This window comes from Paenibacillus montanisoli (assembly GCF_003268025.1).
GTDB lineage: Bacteria > Bacillota > Bacilli > Paenibacillales > Paenibacillaceae > Paenibacillus_Z > Paenibacillus_Z montanisoli.
The window spans coordinates 512695-524460 of the sequence record NZ_QLUW01000001.1; the positions used below are offsets into that span (position 1 = coordinate 512695).

Consider the following 11766-nt stretch of genomic DNA (forward strand, 5'->3'; position numbering starts at 1 on the left):
TCATGGACTGGAGCGGGTCGTAGCATACGCCGCATTGTTCGGCTATAATAGGTAACGAGAGGAGTGTTCTCGCGTTGGACAACAAAATTTTACACACACTGGATTATGCCAAAATTATAGATAAATTAGGACAACATGCCTCCACCGCGCTCGGCAAAGCGGCTATCGTGGCGCTCCATCCGAATTCCGATTTGGAGGACGTCAAATACGCCCTGCAGGTAACGGATGAGGCTTATAAAGCCGACCGGCTTAAAGGCAGCGCTCCTTTCGGCGGCATCGCCGATATTCGGGCGTCCTTGCTGCGATCGCGGATTGGCGGCACATTGAATCCGGCCGAGCTGCTTGAAATCGCCGAAACGGTAAGAGGCTCGCGCAGGCTGAAGCGGCATGTGCTGCAGCTCCATGACGAGCACTCTGTACCACTGCTTGCCGCGACGGCAGAGCAATTGACTGAGCATAAGGCGCTTGAAGACGCGATTCTGCTGTGCATCGACGACCAGGCGGAAGTGATGGACAGCGCAAGCCCTGAGCTTGCGAACATCCGCAGAGAGCTGCGAAGCGGCGAAGGGCGCGTGCGCGAGAAGCTTGAAAGCATGATCCGATCCTCCTCTATACAGAAGATGCTGCAGGAGGCGATCATCACGATTCGTAACGACCGATATGTCATTCCGGTCAAGCAAGAGTATAGAGGAAGCTTCGGCGGCATCATCCATGACCAATCCGGCTCCGGAGCGACGCTGTTTATCGAACCGGAAGCGATCGTCGTGATGAACAACAAGCTGCGTGAACTGCGCCTTGCCGAAGAGCGTGAAATCGAGAAGATCTTGCAAAAGCTGACCGCGCTGACGGCTGAATACGCCGAAGATTTGCTGGTGGATCTGGATCTGCTGGGCCATCTGGATTTCGCATTTGCGAAAGCGCGTCTTGCGCACGTGATGGGAGCGACGCTGCCGCGGATGAACGACCGGGGTTACTTAAAGCTGCGCCGCGGCCGCCATCCGCTTATCGATCGCGATAAAGTCGTACCGATCGACGTTGAGCTTGGCAACAACTACACGGCCATTATCGTAACAGGACCGAATACGGGCGGTAAAACGGTATCGCTCAAAACGATCGGCCTCCTTACTCTGATGGCTATGTCGGGGCTCTTCATTCCGGCGGAGGATGGCAGTCAAATGTGCGTCTTTGACGCGCTTTATGCCGATATTGGAGACGAGCAGAGCATCGAGCAAAATCTCAGTACGTTCTCCAGCCATCTCACGAATATTATCCGCATTCTGAACAACATGACGCCGAAGAGCCTTGTCCTGCTCGATGAGCTGGGGGCGGGGACAGACCCTGCAGAAGGTTCCGCGCTTGCGATCGCCATCTTGGAGCATATCCATAAGCTTGGCTGCCGTATTGTAGCGACGACGCACTACAGCGAGCTGAAAGCTTATGCTTACAACCGCAAAGGCGTCATCAATGCAAGCATGGAATTCGATATCGCGACGCTCAGCCCGACCTACCGTCTCTTAATCGGGGTTCCGGGACGAAGCAATGCGTTTGCGATCGCCGAAAGGCTAGGCTTGAAGCGGAGCATCATCGATCATGCCCGCGGCGAAGTCAGCGAAGAGGATGTCCGCGTTGAGACGATGATCGCTTCCTTGGAAGAGAATCGGATCGGGGCGGAAACGGAGCGGAATACGGCCGAAGCGCTGCGCAAGGAGCTTGAAGCCGAACGAGTTCGCCATGAAGCGGAGCGGAGAAAGTTCGAGGAGCAGCGCGAGAAGCTGCTTGCCAAGGCGCAGGACGACGCGCGCGATGTCATGCTGAAGGCGAAGCGGGAGGCTGATCAAATTATCGCCGATCTGCGGAAATTGGCGCAGGAGGAAGGGGCAGCAGTCAAGGATCATAAGCTGACGGAAGCGCGCCGCAGACTTGACGAAGCAACGCCGGAGCGAAGCAAGCCGTCGAAGGGCCAGCCGTCCAAAGCTCCCAAGCCGCAGCGCGTCGAAGCAGGCGATGAAGTTATCGTTCACAGCCTTGGACAGCGCGGGCATGTCGTGGAGCTGAGCGGTAACGAAGCGGTCGTTCAGCTAGGCATTCTAAAGATGAAGGTATCGTTAAGCGACCTGGAGCTTGTGAAGCGCGCGGAAACCGGCAAGACGCAGCAGCCGAAGATCGCGGCAAGCTTGAAACGTACGCGCGACGAAAATGTTCGCTCCGAGCTTGACCTTCGCGGAGCCAATCTGGAGGAAGCGATGCTGGAGGTCGACCGGTTTTTGGATGAGTCGTTCCTCGCCGGGTTCGGTCAGGTTTACATCATTCACGGTCACGGTACGGGCGTTCTGCGCTCGGGCATCAGCGATTTCCTGCGCAGACATAAACATGTGAAGAGCTTCCGTCTTGGCAGGTACGGTGAAGGCGGAGCAGGCGTAACGGTAGCGGAACTCAAGTAAGGCGGTGGAGCTTCGGGATGGAACAAGAAATCGATCAATTGCTTAGCAACAACTATGCGGCTTCGCTAGCTTATGTATCGGTGACGGTGCTAGCCCTGGTTATATACTTGTACTTGTTTGAGTTTGTGACCCGCTACAAATGCTGGCAGGAAATCAAGCGGGGCAATCTCGCTGTAGCAATGGCGACAGGCGGCAAAATTTTCGGCATTTGCAATCTGTTCCGTTTCTCGATTGAAGCGAACGAGAGCGTATACCAAAGCTTGGTATGGGCCTCGTTCGGCTTTGCGCTGCTCATAGCGGCTTATCTGCTTTTTGAATTTTTGACGCCTGTTTTTCGAATCGATGAAGAAATAGAGAAGGATAACCGTGCGGTCGGCTTTATTGCCATGATTATCTCGGTTTCGCTTTCTTATGTCATAGGCGCCACGGTTACTTAGCTATAACAAATGCTCGGAGGCTGTTTTGTACCAATGAAATATTTATGGGGAACTTTATTCGCGTTAGCGGCACTGTTTGTTATTCTTGGAGTCATTTATTTATTGCAGTAATTACTGTTCGATAGAAGGAAGGGATCGGCATGAGCGAGAAGCACGATGAGCCTACGATTTGTCCGTGGTGTCAAACCGAAATCGTATGGGATGAAGAAATCGGACCGGAGAGTCATTGTCCGCATTGCGAAAATGAATTATCGAATTACCGGACGGTACAGTTCGGCTCAGAGCTGGATGATGAAGAGATGGACGAAGAGGAAGAGCTGGAGGACGTGGATAGCTGGACGGATACCGGACGGGATCTGTCCGACTTAAGACCGTATAACCGCGACCAGCTGGCGCTGGAGGAAACGATGGCCCGCATTCTGGATGAGCAGCTCGAAGCGCCGGAATGTCCGACCTGCCGCGAGTTTATGATGGAAGCGGGCACGCAGATCGTAACGCAGGAGCAGTTCCAGCCAAGGACGCCGGAAGCGCTTGGCGAGCCGGTCGTATCGGCGCCGTTCCAGCTGCAGCTGTACGTGTGCCCGTCCTGCTTCCACGCGCAAAACCGGCTTTCGGTCAAGGATCAGGAGCGCTTAGTGCGGCTGCTGACGAAAGCGGCGGATTTGGAGGATTAGCCATCTGGATTGGAAACTTTCGGGATAATAGGATTTTCCAGCATGGCAGCTATCCAAAGGGGGTACCTTACGCCTAGAACGCCGTTTCATAGCGGCAGGCGGGAGGGATCAGGTTTTGGAGCAAGGCAAGCATGCCGTGCAGTCACGATGGTTCGCGGGGAAGTCGCAAAGCAAGCTGCGCACCGTGACGAACGGCAAACACGATTACGATAGCCGGGCCTTAGACAGCCAGGCGATTTTGCTGCTTGCCGTACAAGCGCTGCTTGGCACGGCGAATGCGCTTTCGGGTACGTTCTTACCGGTTTACTTATGGAAAGCAAGTCAGTCTTTCTCATTGATCGGCTGGTTCAACTTCACCCAGTTTCTTGTCAGCGGGCTTACGTTCTGGCTTGCCGGCAAATGGGTGAAGGAGCATAACAAAATGAATAGTCTCCGGCTCGGCGTCGCGCTGTCCGGAGTTTTCTATTTTGTCGTTTTGATGCTGGGGAAGTCTGCCATCACGTATGTCGTGCCTTTGGGCATGCTCCTTGGCATCGGCAATGGCTGCTTCTGGCTCGCTTTTAACGTCGTTTATTTCGAAATCACGGAGCCAGGCAATCGGGACCGGTTTAACGGCTGGGCTGGATTGCTTGGTTCCGGCGCGGGCATTATCGCGCCTTGGATATCCGGCTGGCTCATTACGTCAAATAAAGGTGAACGCGGCTATTCCATTATTTTTACGATATCTTCGGTGATTTTCGCCGTCGCAGTGGTGCTTAGCTTCTGGCTGAAGAAACGCGAAACGAGCGGAACTTATGAATGGTTTCAAGGCTTTCGGGTGCTGCGGGAGCGCGGCAACCCTTGGCGGCATGCCGTTCCTGCCATTATCTCCCAAGGGATTCGCGAAGGCGTGTTCATGTTTCTGATCGGGCTGCTTGTCTATATTGCGACGAAAAACGAAGGCAAGCTCGGCAATTTCTCGCTTGTTACCTCGCTCGTTGCTCTTGGAAGCTTCTGGCTGGTCGGGCGCATCCTGAAGCCGAAACGCAGACGCGCGGCAATGCTGATCGGCGCCGCCGCGATTACGGCGATCATCGCTGTGCTGTTCATGCCGCTCAGCTACAAGACGCTGCTAATCTTCGGACTTGGCACCGCCCTGTTCATGCCGCTCTATATTATTCCGATGACGTCAACCGTCTTTGACTTAATCGGCGCGGACGAGAATAGCGCGCGGCAGCGGGAGGAGTATGTCATTCTCCGCGAAGCCGGCTTGACCGTCGGCCGGGTCATCGGCGTGACCTCGTATTTATTGATTTTGCCTTATATCGATCGTTCTCCTTACATCGTGCCTTCGCTTATGCTATTGGTCGGCGCTTTCCCGCTTGTCAGCTGGTGGCTTATGCGCGGCTTGTTGGGAAGGGGGAGCGGCGTACAAGAACGTGCCTCCTAACAAGGAGGATGATAACGGAAGGTTGGCGAGCATATGCCTCGTATTGTGAACAATATCACCGAGCTGATCGGCGAAACGCCCGTCGTTGCGCTTAGGCGGCTGAAGCAGCAGGGAATGGCAGAGGTACTGGTGAAGCTGGAGCGCTTCAATCCGAGCGGCAGCGTGAAGGACCGGGCGGCCTTTGCGCTGATCGAGGCTGCCGAAGCGTCGGGGCTGCTTGCCCCGGGCGCAACGATAATCGAGCCGACCAGCGGAAATACCGGCATCGGTCTTGCCATGAACGCAGCGGCAAGAGGTTATAAATTGATCCTCGTCATGCCGGATAACATGACGAAGGAGCGGATCGGGCTTCTCCGTGCATACGGTGCAGAGGTTGTCCTTACGCCGGCCGCCGAAAGGATGCCCGGTGCGATCAAGCGCGCGCTCGAGCTGCAGGCGGAGCGTCCCGGCAGCTATATTCCGAACCAATTCGAGAACAAAGCAAACCCGGCGATTCACCGGGTGACGACCGCGCCGGAGATTATCCGCCAAACCGGGGGAAGGTTGGACGTCTTCGTAGCAACGGCGGGAACCGGCGGCACCATTACAGGGACCGGCGAGGCGCTGAAAGCGGCTCTACCGGGGCTGTACGTAGCGGTTGTCGAGCCGAAAGGATCGCCTGTCCTGTCCGGCGGTAAGCCCGGCCCGCATAAGCTCGTCGGCACTAGTCCAGGGTTCGTGCCGGCCATTCTGAACACGTCGATCTACGATGAAATCGTGCAGGTGTCCGATGAGGACGCGATCGACACGATGCGGGCGCTTGCCCGTAAGGAAGGACTGCTTCTCGGACCGTCCTCAGGCGCAGCCGTTTGGGCCGCCATGCAGCAAGCCCGCCGAATCGGAGAGGGCGGGCGCGTCTTATGCATTGCCCCGGACAGCGGCGAGCGGTATTTAAGTATGGGATTGTTTTAATTATTCCAGTTTTTAAGCTCATCTTGAACAATGGCCCTGCGCTCTTGGATGTAGTCGGTGAACACCTGCGGCTCGTCTTGAAAAGAGCTGAAGGGCCATTTTCGCGTAAAATCGTCCCGAATGGCGGGCGTCAGCTTTTCGTACATATCCGCAATAATCGGCTCGAGCGTCTTGACAGTAAACTTGCTTTCCAGCAGATTCGAAAGAATTTTGCGGTACGTTTGTCTGTACGACTTATAGGACAATACCTTCTTGGTCAGCATGTTGTAGCCCCGCACATCCACCAAATCGCTGCCGCACAGTCTCCCATAGCAGTTGCGGCCCCAAGTCCCCTCGTAATCCCACGGTATAATCCGGTATTTCCCGCTGTTTGTATGCTCATAAAGAGCATAGTTCTGTTCAAATCCATCATAATTGCCTGTCAGTACGGCGCCTGCGAGCCATTTTAAATATAAATATACATCGAGACGGTTAGACAGGAAGCTTTTCAAGTTTTGGGTGGCTGGCTGGTTGACTCGTTTTACGAAGCGAATGAGCTTGGTTTTGGTTTCATCGCTGCCTTTCATGACGCGGTATCCTTCGAAGAGCGATTCCTTCAATTGATCGGTTTCCGGGTCGTAAAGGCCAAAGTTGGCTTTGTCGTTGACGGCGTAGATGAGCGCTTGCGAACCTATGCTTCTTCTTTTGAAGAACGCATCGTCAACCGACTCGATTTCCAAATAAACGCCGTGCGGATAGCCGTTGAGCTCAAGCGACATATGCCGGGTCCTTGGCGATGGAACGTTAATCATATTGAAAAATTTGAACGAGAGCGCATTTCGGATCATGGAAGGATCGTCGAACTCGGCGTTCCAATGAAGGATTTGACTGTGATTGCTGCCGTAACGGATTTCGTATGATTTCTTCGGATAGGTACGCGTATGGCCGCCGCGGAATCGGAGCAGCGCATCCATCTGTTGTCCATTGATCTCCAGTTTTACGGATGCAAACTCATTGCTCCACACATCGGACTCCAGCCTATATAAATCCTCTCTGCTAATCGTAATTTTGCGAATAGGCAGTCCTTCCCCGGACATTAGACCAACTCCTTAGGCAAAAGATAAAGCCTATCGCATTCGATAGGCTTCAGCTTATTTACACTATGCAGGTAGCTGTCTATTGGTCACACCTTACTTACCGGCCGCGGGAACCGTTGGAGCCGCGCGATCCGTTAGAGCCGCGGGAGCCGCGGGAGCCGTCGGAGCCTTTAGAGCCGTGGGAGCCGCGGGAACCGTCGGAACCGCGGGAGCCGCGGGAACCATGAGAGCCGCGGGAGCCGTCGGAACCGCGGGAACCGCGAGAACCGTCGGAACCACGGGAACCGCGGGAGCCGTCGGAACCACGGGAACCGCGGGAGCCGTCGGAACCACGGGAACCGCGGGAGCCGTCGGAACCACGGGAACCGCGGGAGCCGTCGGAGCCTTTAGAGCCTTTAGAACCGTTGGAGCCACGAGAACCGTTAGAACCGCGAGATCCATTGGAGCCGCGGGAGCCGTCGGAATCGTTCTTTTTACTAATAGAGACCGGTCCTAGAAGCAAAGCGCAAGAGAAACCCATAGAGTCTTCTTGGTCAGGTTCTAGGCCTGGCCAACCGTTGGAGCCATTGGAGCCACGAGTACCTTGAGAACCCCGGGTTCCTTGAGTGCCATTGGAGCCGCGAGTACCGTTGGAACCCCGAGTACCTTGAGTGCCATTGGAGCCGCGAGTACCGTTGGAGCCCCGAGTTCCTTGAGTGCCATTGGAGCCACGAGTACCTTGAGAACCGCGAGTGCCTTGAGTGCCGTTGGAGCCCCGAGTACCTTGAGAACCGCGAGTGCCTTTAGTGCCGTTGGAGCCGCGGGAACCTTGAGTGCCGCCTGTGCCTCTTGTCGAATGATTTTCAGACATTATGTTGAATTTCCTCCTTTTAATAGTTTCTATACAAGCTATGTTGCGAATCTATCAATCGCACTGGGTCAGTGCGCAATCTTCTAGAAAATAGATATCAATCTAGTACCGCTTATATATGGGATACATATAAATACAGTATAAATTGTCTCCCATGATAGATTTCACCGAGGCAAGTAATGGAGGGATGAATGCCGAAGCGAGATGGATGAACCGGTATTTTGGTAGTCGTGATCGTATCGTATTTGCACCGGTGGTCGTCGTGGTCAAAGTCAAAATCTATTAATTACGGAGGGATTTTGGTATGGAAGTAAGAAGCAACGCTATCAGGTTTAACAACTGCTGTGACAACAACAGAAGCCACAGAAGCAACAGAAGTCATCAAACGAGGGGGCAAAACTTCATGGACGCCAAACCAGGAATGATGGTTAGAATCAACCGTGGCGGCCCAGAGTCGATGGAAGGACGTTTGCTCGCGGTTCGACCAGGTTTCATTGTTCTGAAAACCACGGAAGGCGTAGTTTTTGTCAGCAACACTCACGTTAAAAGCGTAACGGAGCTTCCTGGCCGGTCGACAGGATTATCTCATCAGGACTTCGTTGATGCCGACAGCTTTGTAGGCGTTCTCCGAAACATGACTAGAAAATTCGTGCGGCTGAACTGGGGCGGGCCTGAAAGAATCGAAGGCTTCGTCGCTGGCGTAGGCAACAATGCACTCTTGCTCGTAGTTGGTCCTGAACTGGTTCAAATCCCGCTTTACCATATCAGAACCGTGAAAACGGCAGGTCAGTATGCAAGCGGCGGAAGCAAAGGCAGCAAAGGCAGCGGCGGCAGCAGCGGCGACAAGAGCAGTGGCGGAAGCGACGGAAGCAAAGGCAGTGACGGTAGCAAGGGCAGTGACGGCAGCAAAGGCAGCGGCGGCAGCGGCGGCAGCAGAGGCAGTGGCGGAAGCGGCGGAAGCAGAGGCAGCGGCGGAAGCAAAGGCAGCGGCGGAAGCAGAGGCAGCGGCGGCACCAAAGGCAGCGGCGGAAGCAGAGGCAGCGGCGGTAACCGTTCCGGACGCAACAACGCAAAGAAAAACACGAGAAAAGCATCCAAAAAATCCGGCTACTATGGTGGTAAGTAAGGCTGACCTCAAGCCGGGGCGAAACGTTAGCTTCAGCCCCGGCGGCAGCCTTGCCGTACCGATCTTGAACCTGAAGCGCCAGTGAATGCGTTTTGCCAGTCATCATTAACACTATTCGGACTTTCTTCTACCCGCCAGTGCCGCTGTATCTTAATTCCTCCAAGAAAATACCTATTCGTCTCTCGACCAATCGTGCCGTAGGAGACTCCAAAGACGCGCCGGCAGTAGAGCTTTGCAGCAATTCGCGTATCTGATGAACGGCAGCTATTGAAATCATTGTCGAATGGCAGCTGGTAACGATTTGGCACCAAGGTTGTCATCGCAGCCCGGGCTGGGTTCTAACGGATCCGGCCTAGGGGTGCCGATCGAATGGATGTCTGCAGCCGGAACTGTACCCCTACCAGCAATACGCTTTTGTACCCGGCCACAGTTCGCGAGATTTGGCGGCGAAGACTCCCTGGAATATCCTCTTGTTGCGTTCGGTATGGATGTGGTTGTGGACGGCTTGCAGACGATCATACGCCCGAACATGTGGAACAATCCGCCTTCTGTTACGTTGTCATCCCGGCAGGACTGCTCACCAATCTACTCTGTCTATATGCATGAACGCAATTAATAGGATGAAAGGAGGTCGATTTTCATGAAACATCGTCACCCTTTATTGGACCGTTATGTCGAGCTTGATATTTCAGGAAAATCAATTCCTATTCGCGGCAAACTGATTGATCTAGGTCAAGATATTCTCGTGCTTCATAACGGTACGCAATTTTTGTATGTTCCTTTGATCCACTTGCAGCAGCTCCGTCTTGCCAAGAACGAAGCCCAAGATATAGACGTGCCTGAACTTCCGTTCGAACCGCAGAATGATCCGATATCCTACCGGAAAGTATTAATGAATGCCAAGGGTATGTTTTCCGAGCTCTATATTACCGGCAATCAATCCATCCATGGTTATCTCACAAGCGTCATGAACGATTTCTTCGTCTTCTATTCGCCGGTCTACCACTCCGTCATCATCTCGCTGCATCACCTCAAATACCTGATTCCTTACAATCCGAACGTGACGCCGTACACCCTGACACCGGAGCAGTTCCCGCTAAAGCCTTCCCCCATTACCCTTGCGCGCACGTTTGACCAACAGTTGAGGAAGCTGATCGGCGAATTCGTCATTCTGGATCTCGGCGAGAATCCGAACAAGATCGGTGTCCTCAAAGGCATCGACCAAAATATGATCGAGCTATCGACAGCGGGCGGTAACGCGGTATATTTGCACTTCGATCACGTCAAGACGGTTCACCTGCCTTGACTAGTTTGAAATGCGGCTTCTTCACTCGCGTGGGGAAGCCATTTACATAGGAAGCGAATTTGGCGGGCATGATAGGCAAGGATTGAATGAAATGGCAATTAAGGAGGAAACGCAATGATGCAGCCGGTAACGGCCAAGGAGCTTGAATATTTGGCGGATTCGTTATCCAACGAGGATTTATTGATCAAGCAAAATGCGGTCATGGCCGCTTCCGCAACAAACGGCGCATTCAGACAAGCTGCCGCGCAAATGATTCAGACGCACCAGCAGCACGCGCAAATGCTTCTTCAAGCGATCAGCCAGCACCAGCACCTGGCACCGACACAGCCGCAGCAATAGCAGAAGGGGAGGCAATCGACCAACATGGATCAGCAGCAATATCAGCAGGGACAAGCCCGGCCGATCTTATCCGATGAAGACTTAGCCTACACGGTTCTGGCGGATCTGAAGCGCGTCGTACGCGAATACGCAACGGCCGCAACGGAAGCGAACTGCCAGCAAATCCGGCAGCTGTTTACGAATTTGATGAACAGCACCTTGCAGATGCAGGGCAATCTGTATAATTTGATGCTGCAGCATAATATGTACGACACATCTTCGCCGGCACTGCGCCAAGAAGTGGACAAGCAGCTGAAGATGAACCAGCAGACCGCGCAGAAAACGCAGCAATTCCTGCAGCAGCAGCATCTTGGCGGCTATGCGAGCCACCAATATCAAGCTCCGCAGCAGCAGCTCCACCAGCAGCAGAACCCAGGCGTCAATCCTTACTTTATGTAGGTAGGATAAGAATTGAATTTGGATAGCAGGTTGTAGACAACCTAAGGAGAGGGCAGCCGTATTCGGCTGTCCTTCTTTAATTGCCCTCTTTTCTGCTTTGCAGGAAGCTTGGATTCGTTGTAATATAATCTTTATAGCTATTTCATATCGCGGGCTTGGAAGCTCGCGTGCGATTTGTACAATCAGGAGGGTTTGACGATGAATGAACGGAAAATGCAAATACTTGAACTGCTGAAGGAAGATGCGAGACGCAGCGCGGATCTGATCGCGACGATGCTGGACGCGCCGGCGGCGGAGGTTAAGCAGGCGATTGCGGAGATGGAGCAGGATCATGTCATCGTCAAATATGCGACCGTTGTCAATTGGAGCAAGGTTGAAGACGAGAAAGTAACCGCACTGATCGAGGTTCAAATTACGCCGGAACGCGGACGCGGCTTTGAAGGCATCGCGGAACGCATTTACCTATATCCTGAAGTGAAATCGGTTTATTTGATGTCGGGCGCCTATGATCTGCTTGTTGAGGTGCAGGGGAAAACGCTGAAGGACGTAGCTTCCTTCGTCTCCAACAAGCTGTCGCCGATCGATGCCGTGCTTTCCACGAAGACATTCTTTATTTTGAAAAAATACAAGCAGGACGGCATTATATTCGAAGAGCGCGAAGACGACCACCGTCTTCTCGTCTCGCCGTGAAGGGTGATC

At 53.7% G+C, this 11766-nt stretch carries 11 protein-coding genes; 10 read left to right on the top strand and 1 reads right to left on the bottom strand.

Annotated features, from left to right (window positions below; genetic code table 11):
* Positions 1–74 precede the first annotated feature (74 nt).
* The 5 genes from DL346_RS02335 (at position 75) to cysK (ending at position 5932) form a co-directional block, all read left to right on the top strand.
* A complete protein-coding gene (locus DL346_RS02335; RefSeq protein WP_112880475.1) occupies positions 75–2441 on the top strand; it encodes an endonuclease MutS2 in 2367 nt (788 codons plus the stop codon).
* A gap of 17 nt (positions 2442–2458) precedes the next feature.
* On the top strand, positions 2459–2878 hold the full coding sequence (locus tag DL346_RS02340; protein ID WP_112880476.1) for a DUF350 domain-containing protein: 420 nt from the start codon (positions 2459–2461) through the stop codon (positions 2876–2878).
* 140 nt (positions 2879–3018) lie between these two features.
* Entirely contained in the window at positions 3019–3552 is a 534-nt protein-coding gene (locus DL346_RS02345; protein ID WP_112880477.1) for a hypothetical protein, read from the top strand.
* A 115-nt stretch (positions 3553–3667) separates the two neighbouring features.
* A complete protein-coding gene (locus tag DL346_RS02350; RefSeq protein ID WP_240633000.1) occupies positions 3668–4981 on the top strand; it encodes an MFS transporter in 1314 nt (437 codons plus the stop codon).
* A 33-nt stretch (positions 4982–5014) separates the two neighbouring features.
* Positions 5015–5932, top strand: coding sequence for a cysteine synthase A (gene cysK, locus DL346_RS02355; RefSeq protein ID WP_112880478.1), 918 nt, complete (start codon positions 5015–5017; stop codon positions 5930–5932).
* Here cysK and DL346_RS02360 read toward each other — a convergent pair.
* Positions 5929–7008 carry a CotH kinase family protein gene (locus DL346_RS02360; RefSeq protein ID WP_112880479.1) on the bottom strand — a complete coding sequence of 360 codons (1080 nt, stop codon included), beginning with the start codon at positions 7006–7008 and terminating at the stop codon, positions 5929–5931. The genes cysK and DL346_RS02360 overlap by 4 nt on opposite strands.
* 1253 nt (positions 7009–8261) lie before the next feature.
* Between DL346_RS02360 and DL346_RS29255 the strand changes: the two genes are divergently transcribed.
* The 5 genes from DL346_RS29255 (at position 8262) to DL346_RS02395 (ending at position 11757) form a co-directional block, all read left to right on the top strand.
* Complete coding sequence (locus DL346_RS29255) at positions 8262–8984, top strand: hypothetical protein (protein WP_206098462.1); 723 nt, start codon at positions 8262–8264, stop codon at positions 8982–8984.
* A gap of 640 nt (positions 8985–9624) precedes the next feature.
* Positions 9625–10290, top strand: a complete 666-nt coding sequence (locus DL346_RS02380; RefSeq protein WP_112880480.1) for a DUF2642 domain-containing protein — start codon at positions 9625–9627, stop codon at positions 10288–10290.
* Between the two features lie 114 nt (positions 10291–10404).
* Positions 10405–10629, top strand: coding sequence for a hypothetical protein (locus tag DL346_RS02385; protein WP_206098463.1), 225 nt, complete (start codon positions 10405–10407; stop codon positions 10627–10629).
* A 24-nt stretch (positions 10630–10653) separates the two neighbouring features.
* Positions 10654–11067, top strand: a complete 414-nt coding sequence (locus tag DL346_RS02390) for a spore coat protein (RefSeq protein WP_112880481.1) — start codon at positions 10654–10656, stop codon at positions 11065–11067.
* A 198-nt stretch (positions 11068–11265) separates the two neighbouring features.
* Complete coding sequence (locus DL346_RS02395) at positions 11266–11757, top strand: Lrp/AsnC family transcriptional regulator (protein WP_112880482.1); 492 nt, start codon at positions 11266–11268, stop codon at positions 11755–11757.
* The last annotated feature ends 9 nt before the right edge of the window (positions 11758–11766 follow it).

Bases quoted from the DNA above. Each gene is read 5' to 3' on its own strand.
- DL346_RS02340 (WP_112880476.1), top strand. From the start codon at position 2,459: ATGGAACAAGAAATCGATCAATTGCTTAGCAACAACTATGCGGCTTCG.
- DL346_RS02345 (WP_112880477.1), top strand. From the start codon at position 3,019: ATGAGCGAGAAGCACGATGAGCCTACGATTTGTCCGTGGTGTCAAACC.
- cysK (WP_112880478.1), top strand. From the start codon at position 5,015: ATGCCTCGTATTGTGAACAATATCACCGAGCTGATCGGCGAAACGCCC.
- DL346_RS02360 (WP_112880479.1), bottom strand. From the start codon at position 7,008: ATGTCCGGGGAAGGACTGCCTATTCGCAAAATTACGATTAGCAGAGAG.
- DL346_RS29255 (WP_206098462.1), top strand. From the start codon at position 8,262: ATGGACGCCAAACCAGGAATGATGGTTAGAATCAACCGTGGCGGCCCA.
- DL346_RS02380 (WP_112880480.1), top strand. From the start codon at position 9,625: ATGAAACATCGTCACCCTTTATTGGACCGTTATGTCGAGCTTGATATT.
- DL346_RS02385 (WP_206098463.1), top strand. From the start codon at position 10,405: ATGATGCAGCCGGTAACGGCCAAGGAGCTTGAATATTTGGCGGATTCG.
- DL346_RS02390 (WP_112880481.1), top strand. From the start codon at position 10,654: ATGGATCAGCAGCAATATCAGCAGGGACAAGCCCGGCCGATCTTATCC.
- DL346_RS02395 (WP_112880482.1), top strand. From the start codon at position 11,266: ATGAATGAACGGAAAATGCAAATACTTGAACTGCTGAAGGAAGATGCG.